This is a genomic window from Legionella tucsonensis (assembly GCF_001468035.1).
GTDB classification, from domain to species: Bacteria; Pseudomonadota; Gammaproteobacteria; order Legionellales; family Legionellaceae; genus Legionella; species Legionella tucsonensis.
In genome coordinates, this window is the sequence record NZ_LNZA01000008.1 from 179462 (window position 1) to 200777 (window position 21316).

A 21316-nucleotide genomic window follows, 5' to 3' on the forward strand; every position below is an offset into this window, starting at 1 on the left:
ACCCTTTTCCCTCTTCCTAAAACAGAAGAAGATAATCTTGAATTAAAAGAAGAATCTTATTAGTACATATGGAGACCGCCATTCACACTAAGATTAGCCCCTGTAATATATCGACTTTTCTCACTAATTAAAAATTCTACGGCCCAAGCAATTTCTTGAGTCTGAGCTAAACGCTTTGCAGGAATTTGGGCAATAATCCCTTCCAGAATATCTGGTCTAATACCTTTCATTAATCGAGTATCCACATAGCCGGGAGAAAGACTGTTCACAGTGATGTTTTTACTCATGAGTTCTTGCGCCAAACTTTTGGTGAAACCATAAACACCTGCTTTTGAGGCAGCATAATTTGCTTGCGAAAATTGACCTTTTTGCGCATTCACCGAAGAAATATTAACGATTCGTCCTGATTCGTGCTCTCTCATATTTTCAACTACATGACGAGTTACATTAAACATGCCATCAAGATTAACTGTTAATACTTCATCCCATTGCTGTTTAGTCATCTTTGTAAATACAGCATCTCGAGTGATGCCCGCATTATTAATTAGCACATCAATATTACCATATTCTTCAATAATGGAAGAAACAACCTTCCCACATTGCTCATAATCAGTTACATCCATATGACGAAAATAGATATTCTTATATCCTTCATCGAATAGATCTTTTTTCCATGCTTTTCCTTCTTCTTCAGAAATTAAATCAAGAGAAAAAACATGTTTGTAAGAAGAGTTCAATTCCTTTGCAATTGCTTTACCTATATCTCCAGTACCCCCAGTGATCAATACAATATTATTATGTTGCATATAGTTCTCTATGAGTTAGATTTGCGAAAATTAATGATAAAGAGACTGTTGTAATGCCCAGGATTATCAATCAAACCCAGGGCTTAATTTTACATGTACTGTCCACCATTAATATCCAAGTTTGCACCGGTAATAAATCCGCTATCGGGGGATGCTAAAAAAGCAACCGCATCCGCTATTTCTTTTGGATCCCCCAACCGACCAACAGGAATACTTGCGATGATTGATTTGAGCACCTCTTCTTTTAAAGAAGTAAGCATAGAAGTTTCTACATAACCAGGAGAAACCGTATTAACCGTTATACCTTTATTTGCTACTTCTAAAGCCAAGCTTTTGGTGAATCCATACAACGCGGATTTAGTTGAAGCATAATTACATTGACCAAATTGACCTTTTCGCCCATTAATAGAAGAAATACTTATAATGCGGCCAAAACCCTTATCAATCATAATCGGGATTGCATTGCGAGTCATATTAAATACGCTGGTCAAATTAGCATCGATAACATATTGCCATTGATCTGGAGTCATTTTTCGTAAACTGCAATCTTGAGTAATGCCTGCATTATTAATCAGTACATCAACACTACCATAACGCTCCATGACTAAGGCTACTATTTTTTCACAGTCAGCAAATTGTGCGATATCACCATAAACAATATCAATATCGTGACCCAGCTTTTTTTGCTCTTCTTGCCATTGCTTCGCCTCTTCATGTTTTCCATGTTTGAAATAACACGCGACAACCTGAAAATCGGAGGCTAAGCGTTGACAAATGGCTGTGCCTATACCACCAGTTCCACCAGTAACTATTGCTACACCTTTCATCATAACCAACTCCCTGTTATTGCGATAAATAAAATACTACTATAGACAATTGAAACTAGAAAACAAATAAAACAATAACATCTCACCTGTTCTTTCCTCTATGAGATAAACAGGTGAGATGTTACCGAAGAATTATCTATATACAGGAACATATCCTTTAAGCTGTTGGGCAAATTGCCTCAAAACATCAAGACCAGACTCTTCAGCTTGCCTGCACCATTGCTGTAATGCTTCGATTAATTCTTTCTGGGTAGAGGCTGTTTTTAACCAAATATTTTGTAGCGATTGCTTGTATGCGTAGACAATGCGTAATTGTTCACGAGCTTCCAACAGATGGGATAAACGCATTCTAGCCCTCGTATTTAACAAACAATTCTCACGTCTCAATAATCTTCCAGCACGTGCAAAAAGCTTCTTCTCATCCTTATTCTCAATATAGCTATGCTTTTCTTGCTTGAGTATGGGTCTAATCACACTTTTATAATAGTTCGACATGACCTGAAAACGATTCGCAATAACAGCTTTCACCGTATCTAAATCTACTTGCAGCTTTCCTTTTTCCATCGCCAGTTTTGGTGGTAATTTTTTTACTTTGGCAAGGCCTAAAAAGGAAAGAATTCGAATGTACATCCAACCTATATCAAATTCCCACCATTTAACTGAAAACTTAGCTGAGGAAGCAAAAGTATGATGGTTGTTATGTAATTCCTCACCACCTATCCAAAAACCCCAGGGGAAAATATTTCTTGCAGCATCCGTACATTCAAAGTTTCGATACCCCCAATGGTGGCCAATTCCATTAACCACACCGGCAGCATGAAATGGTATCCACATCATTTGAATTGCCCAAATCGTGATTCCAGGAACACCAAATAAGAATAAATTAATGAACAACATGAGCAATATTCCCTTGGAAGAATGGGGCGAATAAACTTTTCGCTCCAGCCAATCCTGAGGAGTGCCATGAGAGTATTTAGCGACCATTTCTCTATCTTTACGAGCTACTTTGTAGAGTTCTGCCCCTTCCCAAAATACTTTTTTAATTCCGAAAACTACTGGGCTGTGCGGATCACCTTCAACATCGGCTGATGCGTGATGTTTTCGATGAATAGCCACCCAGTCTGCAGTAACCATCCCAGTAGTTAACCACAGCCAAAAACGGAAAAAATGACTAATAATTGGATGCAGGGTCAGTGCTCGATGTGTTTGATTCCGATGAAGATATAGTGTTACTGCTGCGATAGTAATTTGCGTCAAAATCAATGTTGCAATCACATATCCCCAAAAAGACAGGTTTAAATAACCAAAAACCATAATAACTCCACTTTAAAAATGCTAAAATGCAAATTAAGAAAAAACTCATCCTTTAGTTGGGTACTCAATATGTAAGAATTCAAAAAATCCTTATATCATATTAAGGATAACACAATTTTACTCTTAACGTTGCAACATTTCATTATGTAGCCGATAATTAATAATTAATAAGATAGGAAATTATGTTATGAACGAAAAATCTCCTCTAGGGAAAATTTTTGAAAATTTGGTACCTTTCTTGGTGGCAGGTGTTGCTATAGCACTATTTTTTGGTCTGTTATTTATGTTCTCGTATGTTTTGGTTTGGGGTCTCCTCATAGGAGGAATCCTTTGGTTGATCGCGACAATAAAACAATATTTGTTCCCAAGCACATCGACTAAAACAGAAGTAATTAATAAAAATCAGGGTAGAATCATTGAACATGACGATAAAAAATAATGCCCGAATTACCTGAAGTTGAAACTACAAAAGAAGGAATTAAATCCCATCTGGAAGGACAGACAATTAAAGAAATCATTGTACGCAACTCTAAACTCCGCATCCCGGTTCCCGACAACTTGGATCAATTGTGTGCCGGAAAAAAAATAATTGCTGTTTCTCGTAGGGCAAAATACATCCTAATCCAGCTCTCAAAAGGATATCTTTTAGTTCATCTGGGAATGTCAGGCCACCTACGTATCATACCAGATAAGAGTGAGCCTGAAAAACATGATCATATCCTCTTAACGCTGGCAAACGAACTCGCGCTGCGATTCTGCGATCCCAGGCGTTTTGGTTTATTTCTGTACATAAATGAAAGCCCATATCAACACCAGCTACTTCGTCATTTAGGCCCTGAACCTCTTTGTGAGGAATTTAATGGTCATTACCTATTTCAAAAAGTTCAAAATAAGAACAAACCGATTAAATCATTAATTATGGATCATGAAATTGTGGTGGGCGTAGGAAATATTTATGCCGCAGAAAGCCTCTTTTTAGCGAATATTCATCCTAACACTCCGGCAAAAATGCTTTCAGAAGAAGCATGTTATACACTCACGAAACAGATCAAAGAGGTACTCAAACAGGCAATATTATGTGGTGGCACTACCCTGCGTGATTTTTATGCTTTTGATGGTAAACCAGGCTATTTTAGTATATCGCTTAAAGTATATGGCCGAAAAAATCAACCGTGCTTGCTCTGTCAACATCCTATTGAATCAGTTATAATTTCTGGGCGTAATTCTTTTTTTTGTCCCCAATGTCAAAATTAAATATTCAAATAAATTCTGTTCATTCTATAACTTAATTGCCCAATACTTGATTTTAAATTACCATATAATCGCCTAATTTTACTGGAATTTTTTATGTTGCGTTTAAGATTAGCAAGACATGTCGCTGAACAATATCAAGAAAAAGGAACAGTCCATCTCCCAGACTTTCTTATTTATGATTTTGATGAAAATGAATATCGAAGGTTTTGGCGAGAAATTGCTTCATGTCCCAGGAAAAGACTCTACACTGATGGAATCAATGTTTTTCAGGTCAGTTGGTTCCGTACTCTTTTTGAATCATTTAAAGGTTGGTTAGGCTTTGAGAATCATTGTCATCCTAATCGTATTGAAATGACTTTAGGTAAAATTGCCTATGCGGGCTACCTCAAAGGTTTTAAATCTTCGCAATTGAATAAAAGCAGAGATGGATTTCCAATCTCCACGAATTTTATATACTTAAGCCATTTACCTAGGAAAAATCAAACTTCTAATGAACTGCAGCAATTATTAGTCAGTTATTTCATTACTCATTCACATGCCTTTCCTGAATTCGATGAATCCATTCGGAGGAACTACTCTTTTGGCCAATCCTTTATACAAGAATATCTGGCTTATTTGCTACCTTCCATTGATCCCCAAGACAGTGAAACGATTAATACTGCAATTCGCCAAATTAATTACTACCACCAACCTGTCAGCAAAATAAATTGTATTAAATTTAGTCCTTTTGCCGAAGCCTACGCACAATCTCTGGTTTCACAACAACAATTTTATGAAGCATTGGAATGGTCTGCGGAAGTCAAAAATAAGTTTAAGGAACCATTTATTGATTTTTACTTAACCCAAGAAGAAAATGATCCTCAAGCATTAAAAAATGCTGTGCAACTCATCGGTGCATTATTCTTATCAACGAATAAAGATGATCAACAAAAAGCAGTTAATTATATAAAGAGCAATTTTAGCTATGAAGAGCAAACAGGTTACTTAGTATCATATCCTGAATTACGTACTCAAGTAGCACAGAGTTATTTAGAGGATGCTAAAAAAGAAAAAAGCAAATGGAGAATAACCCGACTATTCACTGGCAATAAAACCCTCGAGTATTTAGCTCAGGCAGTCGTACTTGAACCAAAAATTTTGGATCAAGACAATTCCATGCAAGACATTATGATGAGAGACGAATGGACTTTATATCAATTTGACCTCGCTATGGAGAGTCATCGTTTTCAGGACGCTGATATCTTATATACAAGCAGCCAAAGCCTCAAATTTAATAAGCATAGGCTTGAACGCTTGCGCGAATATTATTTTACCCAATTTGATGCAAATACATCACAAATAAAAGAAGCATTGCTCTACAAAAAAACAAAAGAAGCAATACAATTGGCTGAAGAACAAATAGATCTGGCTAGAAAAATAGTGAGCATTCAGCCACACGACTCCCTAGCCAGGGAGGCTATTTTGAATTACGCGACTACACTTTTGGCGATTGATGAATTAGAACATCCAGTGAAAGAATCCGATCGAACCCAATTAAGCAAAGCGCAACTTCGACTCAGTGAATACCTATTTCTCAATAACAACACAGCACTTATGGAAATCTATAATAAGCTATTGTTACGAAAAATTGATTGTTTGATTGCGCAACTCGGTGTGCCCATTGATTATAACGATAGTTTAAACACCCGGGTTAATTTCATTAAAGTGCATGAAAATGAAATTGAAGAGTTGAAAAAAGAACTTAAAACTTTTATTACTGTTAATGAGCCAAAATCAAAAGAAATGCGCCAAATCCTCGCGAAAATTTATTATTTACTCGCTGATACCCTTGTTTATTTTGAGGAAAAAAAACAAGAATCCATTCCCTACTTTAAAAAAGCGAAGGAACTTATGCCTGAAAATCTTTATTATAATTTACGGTATTTTGAAATCATTGAAGATGCAAAAAGGCACGGGATAAGAGAAAAAATAGGTGCTATTGGTCATTTGCATGAAACTCAATATCGCTATTATATGGATGAACGTTGGGGAGAGGATAAAATTATGTCTCATGGTTTTGATATTCATGCAATTCTCCCAGATGACTCATTCATCAACACTCTAAGCAGAGCAGTAGGATTTCTTTAAATTGATTGTGTTTAGATAGGGCAGAGCATCTTGTCAATCCCAGCTGTATACCTATTTATACAAAAGTTACATATTACTTGAAATTTAGACTCGTTAAAAACTATCTGGGCAAGCGAATCAACTTGCGCTATATTACCGCTAATTTACTTACCCCTAATGCGAATGAGAATAAATCAATTACGAACTTCATGGATTCTTTGTAAGATCATGTTTTATACGGCAGTCACCAGCTCACACTGCCTCTTTAAATATTTTTTTAGCACCATAAACCGTCAGTGGACAGATAAGGCGTTACATCATTGGATTGATCAATTGCTGAATGCTGTACAAGTAGAATATAAAGTGATAAACCCTTTTAATGTCCAGCCACAACCAGGAAAAGCTACGATTATTATGTGCAATCACTCAAGCGCTTATGATATTCCTCTTGCATTTAAAGCGTTCCCAAATCACTCCATACGAATGCTGTCAAAAAAAGAACTCGCCAAAATTCCCTTAATGGGTAAAGCAATGAAAGCCGCAGAATTTCCTTTTATTGACCGAAAAAATAAATATCAAGCCATTAAAGACTTGGCATATGCTCAACAATTAATGGAAAGCGGAATCGTTATGTGGATTGCTCCTGAAGGAACTCGCTCCAAAGATGGAAAACTTGGCTCATTTAAAAAGGGAGGATTTATTACTGCAATCCAATCCAAGGCAACTATTATTCCTATAGGAATCCGCGGTGCCAATAATATTTTACCCGCACGAACTTTTAATTTTCATCTAAAACAAAAAGCCGAAATACATATAGGTAACCCTATTGATGCAGGACAATTTACAATTGAAAATAAAGACAGACTCATTCAGCAAACTTTCAAAGTAATTAAAGAACTGGTTGGAGAAAATCAGTCTTAAACACTAAGGGAAATTTAGTGGTTGTTTGCATTTCGCTAGCTTGAGCTAAAATGGTCTGATTTTCGAGTACCGAAGCGTAGCATACATCAGTATGTGAACAGAACGTAGAAAATCAGAGCAGTTTGGCCAAGATAGTAGAAATGGAAACAGCCCCTAGAACTTTACTCCATATCCGCTTGGAGTATTTACTATAGATGCTGCCAATCCTATAAATCTCGGATCAGAAGCAGCAGTTAATATATTTGTTTGTTTATCCCAGGTAATTGCTTGCATATCGCCATAGTACTGCCTTAATTGCATCAGGTGATACCCCATGGCTTTTAACTCTTCTTGAATTGGCATAGATAAAGTATCAGGTTCAAACTGTAACACATCCGGTAAATACTGATGATGAAAGCGCATCGCCGAAACCATACTAATTGCACCGTAGGCATCATGAAATACTAATGATGCAATTAATACCATAGTAGGGATACGACTCCCCCCCGGAGTTCCCAGAATGGCGACACGGCCTGGTAATTCAAGAAAAGTAGGCGTCATGCTGGATAATGGTCTTTTCCCCGGCGCAATCTCATTTTTATCTGCCCCAACAATGCCAAAAACATTTTCGTCACCCACTTTACTGGAAAAATCATCCATTTCATCATTCAACAAAACACCCGTTCCTTCAGCAACAACACTGGAACCAAAAATGTAATTTATAGTCATAGTCGCAGAAACACGATTACCCTCGTTATCAATAATAGAGATATGAGTCGTATTCACAGTCTCTTGATGATTCTTCACCTGTCCCTGCAAAACAGTGCTATCAATCGCTTTTTGCGGAGGAATTAATGTAGCGAGCTGTTTTCCGTTTTCTGCAGAAATTAACTTCTCAATGGGGACGCGAACAAAATCGGGATCACCCAAAAACTGTTCGCGTTGCCAATATGCAAGACGCATGGACTCTACGAGGTAATGTATCCATTGCACTTTTGAGAATGAAGATAAAGAATAGTGAGACAATATATTCAACATGGTCAATAGGGCAACTCCCCCTGCTGAAGGCGGCGGCGCGGTGATAATTAACATATTATGGTATGCGCCAATCAAAGGCTCTCTGATCTTGATACGATATTTAGCTAAATCCTCAAGTGTCCATATGCCACCCGCAGCATTAACTCCCTTAACCAAACGCTCCGCCACTTCTCCAGCATAAAACCCTTGCTCTCCTTTCTCGGCAATTTGCTTCAAAGTATACGCTAAATCAGTTTGAATTAGACGCTCTCCGATAAGATAAGGAGAACCATTATTTAGGAAGATTTTGGCCGTAGAAGGGAATTTCTTGATTTGCTCTAATCGGTCAGCCCTATTTAAAAAAGAGTATAATTGCTTATCAACCAAAAAACCTTCTTGCGCTAACTTGATTGCAGGAGCCAGTGTTTTTGCCAATGGTAATCGCCCATAGTTTTTGGCAATGTATACCAACGCTGCGGGCTCTCCAGGAATCGCTGCGGCTAACCCCCCATTTAAGGATAGGCCTGGTATCACACTGCCGTCAGGTGCCAAATACATGTTTTTTTTTGCCGCCAAAGGAGCCGTTTCCCTTCCATCAATAAAAATGTTTTTATGCTGATTTTCTTGATGCAACAACCAAAACCCACCTCCACCCAGTCCTGAATGATAGGGTTCAACTACAGCTAATACTGCAGATACAGCAACTGCTGCATCAAAAGCATTTCCGCCAGCAGCTAAAATTTCAAGTCCGGCATTAGTTGCCAAAGGATTTGCACTGGCTACGGCATAACCGGGGGGACGAATGTTATTTTGGTTAGCAAAAGTATTTGTAGAGAGATAAAACAAAAAATGAATGCTCAGTGCAATCAGGCAAAAGGCCTTAGACAATTTTTGACGTTTCATGTTCACCTAGTTTTTTTGGAGCTCCCTTACGACGCAAGAAGGCACAAACTGAGAAATATCTCCATTTAAAAGCGCAATTTCACGCACTAGAGTAGAGGAGATGTACATAAAATTTTCTGATGGAGTTAAGAATATTGTCTCTATTTGCGTAGACAATTTCCTATTCATTCCAGCCAGTTGAAATTCATATTCAAAATCAGAAACCGCCCGCAAACCACGTAAAATAATTCCTGCATTCTGCTCCAATACAAAATCAATTAAAAGATTATCAAATCCAAGTACGTGAACTCCTGGTAAATCTGCAACAGCCTCTTCCACAAGTTTAATTCTCGTCTCCAACGGTAAAAAAGGACGCTTTGCTCTATTGTTTGCCACCGCAACGAGAATATCCGGAAAAATCTTAGCTGCTCGGCTGATAATATCAACATGTCCATTAGTAACAGGGTCAAAAGTACCAGGGTAAATTGCTTTTAATTTCATATTGATTAAGACTGATTGCATATGCGAACAGTCTAGCGTATTGTTATTTGAAAAACCACATAAATGGACTTGAGGTGATAAATGATTAATATGAAACAATTGATAATAATTTCTTTTTGCTTCTTAACCGCCTGCGCCCCTCCGCGGCCTACAGGGGAAGTACCTATAAACAAAAACATCCCTATAGAACAAAACCAAGAACCAAACAAAGTTATGTCCGTAGAACAACGCAAAGCAAAAACAGCAATGGTTTCATCTTGGGAAATTCGTGGTTCCATGGCTGCAAAAAATAAAAATAAAGGATGGTCAGCGGCCATGAACTGGAAGCAACACGGTCCCGGCGCCTATCAAATTCGTTTAATGGGTCCTTTAGGAGCTGGTACAGTTCTCATTGACAAAAAAGGCGACACCATTACCTTCCAAGATGGGCCTAAAAAAATAACGTCTCATAACGCCGATAAACTATTAGTAGAGCAAACTGGAATCAGGCTGCCTGTAAATAATCTTTACTATTGGGTGAGAGGACTTCCCGCTCCAGGACCTGTTCAAGCTGAGCAACGCGATGAATACAATCACCTAGTGAAATTAAGACAAAGCGGCTATACAATTAATTTTGCTAAATATACTTCGGTCAGAGGAATTGATCTGCCAAGTATGATTCGTCTCGAAGGAAATGGGGTGATGGTTAAAGTAGCTATTCAAAATTGGACCGTTTAAGGTCAAATTGTTAACTTGGATTTTTGGTAAAACGAAATTCGGAAATTTTTCTGAATTTCGTTTTTACTAACCTGTTTCAATATGACATTATAACGATAGTGTCAACTACTCTTCTTACTTAAAAAATAAAAAAATTATTGCTTTCAAAGTTGACATGTTCCTAAAACCCCTGCAAAATACGCAGCACATTTGCAGGGATGAGCGCAATTTTATAATGGATGATTGTAAGAATCTGCAAATTTAGGGGTGTCGCCAAGCGGTAAGGCACAGGGTTTTGATCCCTGCATACCTAGGTTCGAATCCTAGCACCCCTGCCACATTCTTGTTGATTCAAGTAAACAGACAGCAGAAGATAACCTGGAAGGATGCGTTCTTGTAATGCTCAAATAATAATAATATCTTTTTGGCTGTCTTCTGCTATGTGTTTAAGTTTAAATGATTAACCTAGATCTAAAGGCTTTTTACACATGTCCACTATGATGATTTTTGCCGGAAACGCGAATCCGGAATTAGCTCAACAAATTTCTTCTCATTTGAAAATACCTATTGGCCAGGCAACCGTTGGTACTTTTAGCGATGGGGAGACAATGATTGAGATTCTAGAGAATGTCCGGGGTAGAGACGTTTTTATAATCCAATCAACTTGTGCTCCATCAAATAATAACTTAATGGAACTCCTGACAATGGCTGATGCGCTAAGAAGATCTTCTGCTTCTCGTATCACAGCCGTAGTTCCTTATTTTGGTTATGCCCGCCAGGATCGTCGAGTCCGCTCAGCGCGTGTTCCTATTACAGCAAAAGTTGTTGCTGACATGATGGCATCTGTAGGTATTTGTAGAGTTCTTACTGTAGACCTGCATGCTGATCAGATTCAGGGTTTTTTCTATATGCCAGTGGATAACGTTTATGCGACCCCTATACTTCTCGAAGATATAACAAGGAAAAATCTAAAAGACATAATGGTAGTTTCTCCTGATGTCGGTGGTGTTGTTAGAGCTCGAGCAGTTGCGAAACTTCTTGACCACGCAGAGTTATGCATTATAGATAAACGCCGAAGTGGTCCTAATAAATCTGAGGTAATGCATATTATTGGTGAACCCAAAAATAAAAATTGTATTATTGTTGATGATATTGTTGATACTGCAGGAACTCTTTGTTCCGCTGCCCATGAGCTTAAGAAAAGCGGAGCTCATAGTGTTAGAGCTTATATAACTCACCCTGTTTTATCTGGCCCTGCAATCAATAATATTAAAAATTCAGGTCTTGATGAAATTGTAGTAACAGACACGATTCCTCTATCTGCTGAAGCACGAAAATGTGAAAAAATTCGTGTTGTAAGTTTATCTGATATGCTGGCACAAGCCATCAAACGAGTTAATATAGAAGAATCTGTAAGCTCGATGTTTGCTGAATAAACTAAAGTGTGTAGTCTAGTCTCTGGAACTCTTTGATAAAAATCTGCAAGGTTCGCGCTTTCACAAGCTCAGAAACAGCAGTTTACCCGGTAGACTGAAATAATAGTACAATAAAGTTTAAATAAAAAAGGAGCTTGTTAGCTCCTTTTTTATTTAAACTTTAGTTAGTGTTAATCCCGAGTACCAACATATTTATCGTCGAAATATCGACGTAATTTAGTCCTCAAAGTTCCACGACTAATCCCCAGCATAATTGCTGCTCGTGACTGATTGTACTTGCAATGTTCCATCACTGCACGAAACAATGGTGTTTCAATTTCTTCAAGTACAAACTGGTATAAGTCAACAGGATCAGTTCCCTTAAGCTCTGAAAAGTATTTTTGCACTGAAAGAGTTACGCTTTCGGCCAGAGAAGCGGTGTTATCCACTACTTCATTACTGATTGTTGTCATTATTATTAGCTCCTCCTTTTAAAAACAGTATATTACCGAAACAAACCCATTGAAACAATGGGTAGAGCAGAAAAAACTGCATTAATAATCAATATATAATGTTCAATATCATCTCAAAAAGTTCTTATAAGGAGTAGGTTGATTTTTACCATCTACTCCTTACAAAATTACTCCAGTTTCATCTTAAAATTTCATCATTGAAGGATCATAAGGTTTACCATTAATTATAAATTTACCTTGATCCAAACTTACCTCAATTACAAAATCAGTACCCTGAGTTGTAATTAAACCATTTTGTTGTAATGCATTTATTTGTTTATTTGTTTGCATTTCTGCTAATTGCTCAAGATTTGAAGCTGGAGCGGCTGGCTGACTTACTTGGCCTGCAGCTTGGTTTGCTTGCAATTGCTGCGTTAGGGTCTGTTGTAAATCAGGTTTTTTAGCAATTTGTTGAAGTACTGATTGTTTCATAACTGCTTTTACTGCCTCTGCGGGTACTTGCAGCTTCGCTTTACCTTGGATTTTTTGCATCATTTCAAATGGATTGGCATTTTCACCTTTAGGTAATGTTACAAACATATTTCCTTCAATTTGTCCTTGTGGAATCTTGAAGCTAAGTTTGGAGATTTCAAACTCTGCCCCCTTGTTAAATAACTTGGGTACCTCAGGAAGAAGGGCCAGCATTGCTTGTTGGCGTTGCATCTCATTGCCATTTTGCATTGCTGTTGTTTGTTGATTGATTTTGGCTAATACATCTGCATCAATATTTCTTAAAGAAACCTCCAATGCTCCCGGGCCATAATTCTGACCATCTGCTAATACTGATTTTAAAGTCAGATTAAAATTGGTATTGAAAAGATGTTGCTCAATATCACTATCTGACCTGATTGTAAGATCATTAATTGAAAACATCTTTTGATCTTTAACATAGATATCAAAAGAAGGTAGAGAAAAATTTGCATCGCCCAGGTACAACCCAGCAGGTGTTTCATGCAAATCATAATCACTAGATACTTTGCTTAAAGTTATTTTGGTATCATCTTTAGTAGCATTTAAACCATCCAAGACTACTTTACCTGCAACTTTACCCATTCCAGATGACATCGTTGTGCTTGAGTCCATACCTAACCATTCAAGGTTACCAGAACCATCTTTGGCAATTAATTTAAAATTGGGAACTTTGAAATCCACGGTGCTTTCATTAAGATAATTAACGAAAATCCTTAAATCCAACTGTGGTTTAACTGATTCTTTAGTAAATTGAGTATCAAATTGCTGATTGTATTGTTCTGGAAATGGAAAAACTGCCTCAGCATAACCCAGTCCAAAACGTAATTTATTCTTGGCATAAATAATAGGACCATGATGGATTGTTAGCGGCATCACCATATTATAGTCTTGGGCAGGAAGAGTTTGAGGTTGTCCATTCTCATCTTTTACTATACGCTCTGGAATGTGCAACTGCCATTTAATTTGGGCTTCGGAGTCAAATAATCCTCTATTGTATTGCTCGATTTCCGCATAGAGTCCATTAGATTGGTCAATTACTTCTATATTCTTTCTAATCGTTCTTTCAGTAAGAAAGCCCATGCCATAATACCCGCCTAGAATTAGAACGGCCAGGATAATTATTAATCCTGTAAATTTTTTCATTCTCTTCTCCATGTTATTAATTCGCATGCAAAACTGCAGCTGAAAGTATAGCAGTAAATAACATCGGAGTGCGATACGCGCTTGTAAAAAAACAGTTTTTACTATTTTTTCATATCAATAATAAAAAAACACAAAGTGCTTAGGAATGCTTCACTGGCTTGCAATAGGTTTCTTTAATGGTAAGAGCTAATACCAGTGCGACTATGGAACAAAGAGGTAATAACTTTAACCCCGCTTGAAAATCAGAGAGCAATAAAGATTCAACATTATAAGCACGCGTACCCGATACCATATCAACCAACCGTCCAACTAAAGGTTGTAATAAAGCCCCCACGAAAATCGATATCATATTGGTAAACGCAATTGAAGTTCCCACTACATTTCTATCATGTATCTCTGTTGAAACAGCATAAGCAATAGCAACACCTGTATTTGTTAGACCGAAGAGAAAAAACAGCAAATAAGCCGAGTTTTGACTTAAAGTCGGGCTATACACAAACAGCGATGTAAAAAGCACACCAAAAGCTGCTGAAAGAATCATTAAGGGTTTACGTCGTCCTATTCTATCCGAAATCCACCCTGAGAAGGGACCACTAATACCCCAGCCGATAAAAATTAATCCAGTGGCAAAAGCAGCGGCATGAGCACCTAATCCTCTTCCAAATTGCAGGTATGCAGGTCCAATTGCCTCACCAATAACAGCTGTTGGTCCAAATAAAAATCCAGCATACAACGCATTAAGCCAAGTTTGTCTACACGATAGGATAATTTTTAAACTCTGAAGAATACTGATCTGATTCAGAGATCGTACCTCACTGCGGTGTTCTCCTGGCTTGTCTTGCACAAATTGATACAATAAAGCTGCAAGTGCGATAAAGAGAAAAGCAATAATCAACATGCTGTGGCGCCATCCCACATTGGTGACTAAAAATGAAACGGGAGCCTCTCCTGCAGCTGCGCCTAGCATTCCTAATGCTTGGGTTAAACCGGCCAGTAATCCTAACATTGTCGGTGGGAACCAGGATGTAGCTAATCTAAGAGAGCAGACAAACGCAAAGGCGGCGCTAAAACCTATGAGCATTCTTCCGATTGAGGCCATAAATAAACTATCTGCAAGGCCAAAAACACAACAACCAAAAGCTGTTACGAGCGACATAACAGTGAGTAGCCAACGTATACTTAAGCGGTCTACAGTCAATCCTACAGGAATTTGCATCAGAATATATGGAACATAGAATGAGGCAGTTAAAATACCGAAACCTGCTTCATTAATTCCGAAATCAATTTGTAAGTATCGATGCATTACTCCGGGTGCAACACGAGCCATATAATCAGAAAAATAGAACGCAGCAGCCAACCCCCATACTAACCAAGCAAATCCTAAATAATTTTTACGATTATATACTTCTACTCTAGACTCATGTACCTTATTCATAGACTCTCTGCGTTAATAAAACCCTAATTGGCCCTGTTCAATTTGAATGGTTACTGGCCATTACACATCAAAAAACAACCCAGGATAGAAATTGTTAACATTTCACATGGTAACAATATGAAATAGAAACAAACTCTAAAATGTTTATCTAAAAGTGAGCAATAAATCTGCAAAACCAATGCAATTATACTAGGGTTGTCATTTAATTCAACACATAGTTTGATTTCATTTTCATAGGTACAGAAAATGGTTATAATTTACAGAGTTGTATCGCTTTTTCTATCTTCACGTTAAACTTGTATTCTCTTAGCAATAAACGTTATTAAAATAATTGCAAATTGATTAAATTAAACCAAGGCGTAAAATGAATGCTCTTAACCTTGCAATAAAAGAAGCTCTTGATGCGAACGGAAATACCAAAGAAGCCAATAAAGCTTATCTTGAGTTTATTAAAGCCAACTTTATCATTCCTGTAGAAGAAAATTCTGAAGATGACCAACCTAAGGTATTATTTTTACAAGAACAAGAGCATATATTCCTTCCTGCATTTACAGAGATGAACTACCTTCATGCATGGGCTGGCGATATAGCCAGCAAAATTAAACTTCTTAAATTATCTGGGGTCGATTTACTCAAGGGGCTTGGTGAAAATGTGACTGTATGTCTTAACATAGGCAGCGAAATTTATAAGGAATTTAATCCATCAGAAACAGCGCGAATGCGCTCCATGGTATTAAAGCTTTTTAAGAATTAGTACGTATTGCTCCCCCTCCCAAATTGGAGGAGGAAAAAAGGAAGGTTAAGAAGTACAGTAACCACGTAGTGAGGTAAAAACTTCTTGAAGAGTTTTTTATATACGAAATTTATGCTACCAATTCAAATAATTGATATCCCACTAATGCTGAAGCTGCTATTGCGCCACTAATTTCTATTACCAGAGATAAAAAGCCATGCTTATGGCAATACTCTTGATCATTTGCGGCACTTTCTTCGCTAGATAGCTCTGTTTCTTCTAGAGCATTCAATTCAAATAAAGGTTCTTCACCCCCAATTGCGTCCCACCAACCCTCTAACCAGTGCTCTGCTTGCTTGGTTCCCTTATAAAATGGATTATCCGCTTCAGCTACGTCTGAAAGTGCGCATTCATAACCAAATGCATAACTGTCTTCGTAACTTGGATGTTCAATGTTAAAACGTAATTTAATATGTGGTAGTAAGGCTGTTATGTCGTTCATGATTATACCCTCTATTTATTTATTACAGCATTTTTTCAATACTGTTAATCATTTCTACACTTAAAGTAATTTTACGACTTTCTGTTAACACTTATTTACCAAATAAAAACATTTACTAATTCTTGACAAATTTTTCTATACTCTGAAAAAAATAACTTCAAAACACTTCATTTAATATCTGTATGTTATATTAAAGCAATTTTCAGGCCAAGATTTTTTGTCTCTTAAAAAAACAGAAGAAATAGAGTAAGAACAAAAAGAGGGATAAAATATATAATTGTGGCAGAATCTAACTTTTTGCCGGCAAATTTTGCCGGTCGTATATAGTGTTACCCTCTATGCGTTAAACCAGGCGCAAGTGAATGAGGGCGAAAGAGTATATATAGTCGAGTGAGCTTGCAACGCAGTATAAAGTTTAGGGGAGGTCTATATCACTATTGCTAAGGAGCCAAACGATGATACTTCCATTGACCATCTTTTAGATAATAGTGAATTCTATCGTGCAAGCGGTTATCACGTCCTTGCCAAAACTCGATTTCCTCAGGAATAACCATAAAGCCCCCCCAATAGTTAGGGCGTAATACAGGCTCTTGTCCGTGTTTTTGAATTAAATCATTTAAAGCGTGCTCTAATGATTCTCTTTCCCCAATTTCCTGACTTTGTGGAGAGACAATTGCGCTAAATTGGCTTTTGATCGGTCTTGTTGAAAAATAAAGATCGGATTGCTCCTTATTAATCTGCTCGATTTGACCGCGGATACGTACCTGTCTTGCCATTTGTGGCCAATAAAAATTAAGCGCTGCATAAGGGTTATTTTGAATTTGCTTTGCTTTGGTACTTTGATAATTGGTATAGAAAATAAATTGCCCCTTATCCAAACCTTTTAACAAAACCACTCTAGAATCCGGGTGGCCTTTCTCATCTACAGTCGACAGAACCATGGCGGTAGGATCATTTTTTTCATTTTTTAAAACATCCTCAAACCAAAGCTTAAATTGGGCAATTGGATCTTCAGGAAGTGATTGTTCACTTAAATTCAGATCCCCATATTCTCGTCTTATATCAGCAATGCTTCGAAAATTTGTCATGAAATGCCATAAAAAGAAATTGGGCATTAGTACAGCATAGCCCAGAGTTATATAGATCGTGATTCGATATACCGGGTTATGACTTTGACTTAACCGGGCTACATCTCAATTGCAGCTCACCTTCTGCAGCATCGTTCTTTTTGCATCTTTGAGAGAACACGCCTCTAAATGCTCATTTACTTTTTGTAAACCAAGCTTCTCCGTACAGTTCTCTCAAATCTGCTAAAAATACTATGCTGCGTAAGATGAGCTACCAGCCAGTTACTTCAGCCACTGCATCGCCCAAATCAGCTGGCGAGCGTACTGTTTTGACTCCAGCTGCTTCTAAAGCTGCATATTTGTCAGCTGCAGTTCCTTTACCACCGGAAATAATCGCACCCGCATGCCCCATACGCTTTCCAGCAGGTGCAGTAACACCCGCAATATAGGAAACTATAGGTTTGCTTACATGTGATTGAATGTATTCAGCAGCCTCTTCCTCTGCAGATCCTCCAATTTCACCTACCATGATAATAGCTTGTGTTTGAGCATCCTGTTCAAATAAAGCCAAAGCATCAATAAAACTGGTTCCAGGAATTGGGTCTCCTCCAATACCAATACAGGTACTTTGACCAAAGCCTTTATCTGTGGTTTGCTTCACCGCCTCATAAGTTAGAGTACCAGAACGTGAAACAATACCTACTTTACCAGGTAAATGAATTGATCCTGGCATAATCCCAATTTTGCATTCGCCTGGGGTAATTATTCCAGGACAATTAGGTCCAATTAAACGGGCTTGGGTATTGTTTTCCAAATAAACTTTTACTTGCAACATATCTAATACAGGAACACCTTCCGTAATACAAACAATTAATTGAATGCCTGCATCTGCAGCCTCTAAAATAGAATCCTTACAAAATGGCGCTGGAACATAAATCACGCTGGCTTCCGCTTTGGTTACTTCAACAGCTTCACGCATCGTATTAAATACTGGCAAGTCTAAATGCTTTTGTCCGCCCTTACCTGGAGTCACACCACCCACCATACGTGTGCCATAAGCAATCGCTTGTTCTGAATGATAAGTTCCTTGCTTTCCAGTAAAACCCTGACACAGTACTTTAGTATGTTTATTAACTAATACACTCATTGTTAACCTCGAAAATTTAGTAATTAGGCAACAGCTGCCACAATCTTCTTCGCAGCATCAGTTAAACTGGTTGCAGCAATCACATTCAAATCACTTTTATTTAAAATATCAGCACCTAGTTGTGCATTATTACCTTCAAGACGTACTACTACAGGAATTTTCACATCGACTTCTTTCACTGCAGCAAGAATACCATCGGCAATGAGATCACAGCGAACAATACCACCAAAAATATTTACCAAAATGCCTTTGACTTTTTCATCAGAGACAATAATTTTCAGCGCCTCACTCACTCGTTCTTTAGTAGCACCACCACCCACATCAAGGAAGTTAGCCGGTTCACCACCATGAAGCTTAATCACATCCATTGTCGCCATAGCCAAACCAGCACCATTCACCATGCAACCAATTGTTCCATCGAGTGGGATATAATTTAACTCCCAGTCGCTAGCACGATTTTCGCGCTCATCTTCTTGAGTAGTATCACGCATATTTTTTAATTTAGCCTGACGGTACAATGCATTACCGTCAATGTTAATTTTTCCATCCAAACAAATTAATTGACCTTGCTTTGTTACAACCAGTGGGTTGATTTCCAATAAGCTTAAATCACACTCAACAAACATCTTGCCCAAGCCCATCATCAAATGGGTAAAGTATTTAATTTGTTCTTCCTTTAATCCCAATTTAAATCCTACGTCACGGCATTGAAACGGCATAACACCAACAAGTGGATCTACAATGACCTTGAAAATTTTTTCAGGCGTCTCTTCAGCCACTTTTTCTATTTCAACACCACCCTCAGTAGAGGCCATGAATACAACACGGCGAGTTGCACGATCAACAACCGCTCCAAGATATAATTCTCGACCAATATCACATGTTTCTTCAATTAACACGCAATTAACTGGTTGTCCATGAGCGTCTGTTTGGTATGTTACCAAACGAGTTCCTAATAATGATTTAACAGCTGCAGCCAACTCATCTTTATTCGAGACTAACTTCACGCCACCGGCTTTTCCTCGACCGCCAGCGTGAACTTGGGCTTTAACAACCCAACGAGTAGTAGACAACTGTGAAGCCACTTGGATCGCGTCTTCAACATTATAAGCTACTTCGCCATTTGGAACGGGCAAATTGTAGCTAGCAAATAATTGTTTGGCCTGGTATTCATGTAAATTCATTGCAATTACCTTTCTAAAAGAAGCAAAATCCGTCAATACTCATAAGTGTCATGTGTGAGCATAGCATCCTGAGCGAGAGCAAAGCTAAACTCAGGATTTACTATGATTACATTTATGTGTCAAAGGCGGGGCTCACTGTTACATTTTATTAAACATTAAGTAAAAGGCGAGCAGGATCTTCCAATAATTCTTTAACGCTCACCAAAAACTGTACTGAATCTTTACCATCAATCAATCGATGATCATAAGATAAAGCTATGTACATCATAGGACGAATCACAATTTGTCCTTTTTCCACCACAGGTCTGTCTTCAATTTTATGCATTCCTAGAATACCTGTTTGCGGAGGGTTAATAATTGGGGTAGCCAATAACGAACCAAATACTCCACCATTAGTAATGGTAAAGGTACCTCCTTGCATGTCTTCCATGGCTAATTTTCCTTGCCTGGCCTTTGTAGCTGCATCATTAATTGCCAGTTCAATGTCTGCCATACTCATCTGATCAGCATCCCGAATCACGGGTACTACCAGTCCTCTCTCTGTAGACACAGCAATCCCAATATCATAAAAGCCATGATAAACCACATCTTGGCCGTCTATGGAGGCATTCACCGCTGGAAAACGCTTTAGTGATTCAACTACTGCCTTAGTAAAGAAGGACATAAACCCAAGCTTGACTCCATGCTTTTTCTCGAAACTGTCTTTGTATTGAGCACGCATGTCCATCACTGCTTTCAAATTAACTTCGTTAAATGTAGTCAACATCGCCGCATTATGCTGAGCAGCCAATAAACGCTCTGCAATTTTAGCTCTTAAACGAGTCATCGGCACGCGTCGTTCTTCACGTAAACCCATGGGCGCTTTATGTGACTCTTCTTTTTTATTTTCTGCAGATTTAGAAGTCTTTTCTCTGTTGGATTCTATGTAATTGAGAACGTCATCTTTAGTAATACGTCCGTCCTTGCCACTGCCCTGAATTTGTCCTGGTTGAAGATCATGCTCTGCCAGCATACGACGTACTACAGGACTGGTTGATTTATCTTCCTTAGCACTTACTTTATCACTTTCAGCTTCTTCACCTGCCTTCGCTGCTTCAGTTTTCTTTTCTTCTTTTTTTTCTTCTTTAGCTTCGGAGCTAGAGCCTTCTTTTATCTTTGCGAGTAACTGGCCGGACTGTACTGTATCGCCTTCTTGAAACTTAATTTCAGCCAATATTCCATCAGCAGGAGCAGGTACTTCTAATACAACTTTGTCAGTTTCTAGATCCAGTAAATTTTCATCACGGGTAACTTTATCACCTACTTTTTTATGCCATGCAGCTACAGTTGCATCAGCAACTGATTCAGGCAAAACAGGTACTTTGACTTCAATAGACATGATTATACCTTCTTATTTATTAAATT

General features: G+C 38.0%; 20 protein-coding genes and 1 tRNA gene. 8 read left to right on the forward strand and 13 right to left on the reverse strand.

Annotated features, from left to right (window positions below; translation table 11 throughout):
- Window positions 1–59: 59 nt before the first annotated feature.
- From phbB (Ltuc_RS13505) to Ltuc_RS13515, 3 genes are all read right to left on the reverse strand, one after another.
- Window positions 60–806 (reverse strand): acetoacetyl-CoA reductase, encoded by a 747-nt coding sequence (gene phbB, locus Ltuc_RS13505; RefSeq protein ID WP_058521885.1) that lies wholly within the window; start codon window positions 804–806, stop codon window positions 60–62.
- Window positions 807–895: 89 nt separating this feature from the next.
- Window positions 896–1636: an acetoacetyl-CoA reductase gene (gene phbB / locus Ltuc_RS13510; RefSeq protein ID WP_058521886.1), complete on the reverse strand. Its 741-nt coding sequence runs from the start codon at window positions 1634–1636 to the stop codon at window positions 896–898.
- A gap of 129 nt (window positions 1637–1765) precedes the next feature.
- The gene (locus tag Ltuc_RS13515) at window positions 1766–2947 is read right to left on the reverse strand and encodes a DesA family fatty acid desaturase (RefSeq protein WP_058521887.1); all 1182 of its coding nucleotides are present in this window, start codon (window positions 2945–2947) and stop codon (window positions 1766–1768) included.
- Window positions 2948–3134: 187 nt separating this feature from the next.
- Between Ltuc_RS13515 and Ltuc_RS13520 the strand changes: the two genes are divergently transcribed.
- The 4 genes from Ltuc_RS13520 (at window position 3135) to Ltuc_RS13535 (ending at window position 7228) form a co-directional block, all read left to right on the forward strand.
- Window positions 3135–3386 carry a hypothetical protein gene (locus tag Ltuc_RS13520; RefSeq protein WP_058521888.1) on the forward strand — a complete coding sequence of 84 codons (252 nt, stop codon included), beginning with the start codon at window positions 3135–3137 and terminating at the stop codon, window positions 3384–3386.
- Window positions 3386–4201, forward strand: coding sequence for a bifunctional DNA-formamidopyrimidine glycosylase/DNA-(apurinic or apyrimidinic site) lyase (mutM, locus tag Ltuc_RS13525; RefSeq protein WP_058521889.1), 816 nt, complete (start codon window positions 3386–3388; stop codon window positions 4199–4201). The genes Ltuc_RS13520 and mutM overlap by 1 nt, the downstream gene beginning before the upstream one ends.
- Before the next feature lie 93 nt (window positions 4202–4294).
- Window positions 4295–6328, forward strand: coding sequence for a hypothetical protein (locus Ltuc_RS13530; RefSeq protein ID WP_058521890.1), 2034 nt, complete (start codon window positions 4295–4297; stop codon window positions 6326–6328).
- A gap of 162 nt (window positions 6329–6490) precedes the next feature.
- Window positions 6491–7228 (forward strand): lysophospholipid acyltransferase family protein, encoded by a 738-nt coding sequence (locus tag Ltuc_RS13535; protein ID WP_058521891.1) that lies wholly within the window; start codon window positions 6491–6493, stop codon window positions 7226–7228.
- 153 nt (window positions 7229–7381) lie between these two features.
- Here Ltuc_RS13535 and ggt read toward each other — a convergent pair whose 3' ends face one another.
- Window positions 7382–9127 carry a gamma-glutamyltransferase gene (gene ggt / locus Ltuc_RS13540; protein ID WP_058521892.1) on the reverse strand — a complete coding sequence of 582 codons (1746 nt, stop codon included), beginning with the start codon at window positions 9125–9127 and terminating at the stop codon, window positions 7382–7384.
- A 6-nt stretch (window positions 9128–9133) separates the two neighbouring features.
- Entirely contained in the window at window positions 9134–9628 is a 495-nt protein-coding gene (coaD, locus tag Ltuc_RS13545; protein WP_058521984.1) for a pantetheine-phosphate adenylyltransferase, read from the reverse strand.
- A gap of 60 nt (window positions 9629–9688) precedes the next feature.
- Here coaD and lolB point away from each other — a divergent pair, with 60 nt between their 5' ends.
- From lolB to Ltuc_RS13560, 3 genes are all read left to right on the forward strand, one after another.
- Entirely contained in the window at window positions 9689–10324 is a 636-nt protein-coding gene (gene lolB, locus Ltuc_RS13550) for a lipoprotein insertase outer membrane protein LolB (RefSeq protein WP_058521893.1), read from the forward strand.
- Between the two features lie 242 nt (window positions 10325–10566).
- Window positions 10567–10641: transfer RNA gene (locus Ltuc_RS13555), tRNA-Gln, on the forward strand.
- A gap of 150 nt (window positions 10642–10791) precedes the next feature.
- A complete protein-coding gene (locus Ltuc_RS13560; RefSeq protein ID WP_058521894.1) occupies window positions 10792–11739 on the forward strand; it encodes a ribose-phosphate pyrophosphokinase in 948 nt (315 codons plus the stop codon).
- A gap of 170 nt (window positions 11740–11909) precedes the next feature.
- Here Ltuc_RS13560 and Ltuc_RS13565 read toward each other — a convergent pair whose 3' ends face one another.
- From Ltuc_RS13565 to Ltuc_RS13575, 3 genes are all read right to left on the reverse strand, one after another.
- On the reverse strand, window positions 11910–12191 hold the full coding sequence (locus Ltuc_RS13565) for a helix-turn-helix domain-containing protein (RefSeq protein ID WP_003633193.1): 282 nt from the start codon (window positions 12189–12191) through the stop codon (window positions 11910–11912).
- A gap of 183 nt (window positions 12192–12374) precedes the next feature.
- Window positions 12375–13844, reverse strand: coding sequence for a YdgA family protein (locus tag Ltuc_RS13570; RefSeq protein ID WP_058521895.1), 1470 nt, complete (start codon window positions 13842–13844; stop codon window positions 12375–12377).
- A 139-nt stretch (window positions 13845–13983) separates the two neighbouring features.
- The gene (locus tag Ltuc_RS13575; protein ID WP_058521896.1) at window positions 13984–15279 is read right to left on the reverse strand and encodes an MFS transporter; all 1296 of its coding nucleotides are present in this window, start codon (window positions 15277–15279) and stop codon (window positions 13984–13986) included.
- A 364-nt stretch (window positions 15280–15643) separates the two neighbouring features.
- Here Ltuc_RS13575 and Ltuc_RS13580 point away from each other — a divergent pair, with 364 nt between their 5' ends.
- Window positions 15644–16033 carry an SseB family protein gene (locus Ltuc_RS13580; RefSeq protein ID WP_058521897.1) on the forward strand — a complete coding sequence of 130 codons (390 nt, stop codon included), beginning with the start codon at window positions 15644–15646 and terminating at the stop codon, window positions 16031–16033.
- Window positions 16034–16142: 109 nt separating this feature from the next.
- Here the strand turns inward: Ltuc_RS13580 and Ltuc_RS13585 are convergent, their stop codons facing one another.
- The 5 genes from Ltuc_RS13585 to odhB all read right to left on the reverse strand — a co-directional run bounded on the left by Ltuc_RS13585 (window position 16143) and on the right by odhB (window position 21290).
- Window positions 16143–16514 carry a hypothetical protein gene (locus tag Ltuc_RS13585; RefSeq protein ID WP_058521898.1) on the reverse strand — a complete coding sequence of 124 codons (372 nt, stop codon included), beginning with the start codon at window positions 16512–16514 and terminating at the stop codon, window positions 16143–16145.
- A gap of 440 nt (window positions 16515–16954) precedes the next feature.
- A complete protein-coding gene (gene pdxH, locus Ltuc_RS13590; protein WP_058521899.1) occupies window positions 16955–17602 on the reverse strand; it encodes a pyridoxamine 5'-phosphate oxidase in 648 nt (215 codons plus the stop codon).
- 250 nt (window positions 17603–17852) lie between these two features.
- The gene (sucD, locus tag Ltuc_RS13595; protein ID WP_058521900.1) at window positions 17853–18728 is read right to left on the reverse strand and encodes a succinate--CoA ligase subunit alpha; all 876 of its coding nucleotides are present in this window, start codon (window positions 18726–18728) and stop codon (window positions 17853–17855) included.
- Between the two features lie 23 nt (window positions 18729–18751).
- Complete coding sequence (sucC, locus tag Ltuc_RS13600) at window positions 18752–19912, reverse strand: ADP-forming succinate--CoA ligase subunit beta (RefSeq protein WP_058521901.1); 1161 nt, start codon at window positions 19910–19912, stop codon at window positions 18752–18754.
- Window positions 19913–20060: 148 nt separating this feature from the next.
- Window positions 20061–21290, reverse strand: a complete 1230-nt coding sequence (gene odhB, locus Ltuc_RS13605; protein ID WP_058521902.1) for a 2-oxoglutarate dehydrogenase complex dihydrolipoyllysine-residue succinyltransferase — start codon at window positions 21288–21290, stop codon at window positions 20061–20063.
- Between the last annotated feature and the right edge of the window lie 26 nt (window positions 21291–21316).

Excerpts from the sequence above, each read along its gene's own strand:
- phbB (WP_058521885.1), bottom strand. The coding sequence starts at position 806 with ATGCAACATAATAATATTGTATTGATCACTGGGGGTACTGGAGATATA.
- phbB (WP_058521886.1), bottom strand. The coding sequence starts at position 1,636 with ATGATGAAAGGTGTAGCAATAGTTACTGGTGGAACTGGTGGTATAGGC.
- Ltuc_RS13515 (WP_058521887.1), bottom strand. The coding sequence starts at position 2,947 with ATGGTTTTTGGTTATTTAAACCTGTCTTTTTGGGGATATGTGATTGCA.
- Ltuc_RS13520 (WP_058521888.1), top strand. The coding sequence starts at position 3,135 with ATGAACGAAAAATCTCCTCTAGGGAAAATTTTTGAAAATTTGGTACCT.
- mutM (WP_058521889.1), top strand. The coding sequence starts at position 3,386 with ATGCCCGAATTACCTGAAGTTGAAACTACAAAAGAAGGAATTAAATCC.
- Ltuc_RS13530 (WP_058521890.1), top strand. The coding sequence starts at position 4,295 with ATGTTGCGTTTAAGATTAGCAAGACATGTCGCTGAACAATATCAAGAA.
- Ltuc_RS13535 (WP_058521891.1), top strand. The coding sequence starts at position 6,491 with ATGAGAATAAATCAATTACGAACTTCATGGATTCTTTGTAAGATCATG.
- ggt (WP_058521892.1), bottom strand. The coding sequence starts at position 9,127 with ATGAAACGTCAAAAATTGTCTAAGGCCTTTTGCCTGATTGCACTGAGC.
- coaD (WP_058521984.1), bottom strand. The coding sequence starts at position 9,628 with ATGCAATCAGTCTTAATCAATATGAAATTAAAAGCAATTTACCCTGGT.
- lolB (WP_058521893.1), top strand. The coding sequence starts at position 9,689 with ATGATTAATATGAAACAATTGATAATAATTTCTTTTTGCTTCTTAACC.
- Ltuc_RS13560 (WP_058521894.1), top strand. The coding sequence starts at position 10,792 with ATGTCCACTATGATGATTTTTGCCGGAAACGCGAATCCGGAATTAGCT.
- Ltuc_RS13565 (WP_003633193.1), bottom strand. The coding sequence starts at position 12,191 with ATGACAACAATCAGTAATGAAGTAGTGGATAACACCGCTTCTCTGGCC.
- Ltuc_RS13570 (WP_058521895.1), bottom strand. The coding sequence starts at position 13,844 with ATGAAAAAATTTACAGGATTAATAATTATCCTGGCCGTTCTAATTCTA.
- Ltuc_RS13575 (WP_058521896.1), bottom strand. The coding sequence starts at position 15,279 with ATGAATAAGGTACATGAGTCTAGAGTAGAAGTATATAATCGTAAAAAT.
- Ltuc_RS13580 (WP_058521897.1), top strand. The coding sequence starts at position 15,644 with ATGAATGCTCTTAACCTTGCAATAAAAGAAGCTCTTGATGCGAACGGA.
- Ltuc_RS13585 (WP_058521898.1), bottom strand. The coding sequence starts at position 16,514 with ATGAACGACATAACAGCCTTACTACCACATATTAAATTACGTTTTAAC.
- pdxH (WP_058521899.1), bottom strand. The coding sequence starts at position 17,602 with ATGACAAATTTTCGAAGCATTGCTGATATAAGACGAGAATATGGGGAT.
- sucD (WP_058521900.1), bottom strand. The coding sequence starts at position 18,728 with ATGAGTGTATTAGTTAATAAACATACTAAAGTACTGTGTCAGGGTTTT.
- sucC (WP_058521901.1), bottom strand. The coding sequence starts at position 19,912 with ATGAATTTACATGAATACCAGGCCAAACAATTATTTGCTAGCTACAAT.
- odhB (WP_058521902.1), bottom strand. The coding sequence starts at position 21,290 with ATGTCTATTGAAGTCAAAGTACCTGTTTTGCCTGAATCAGTTGCTGAT.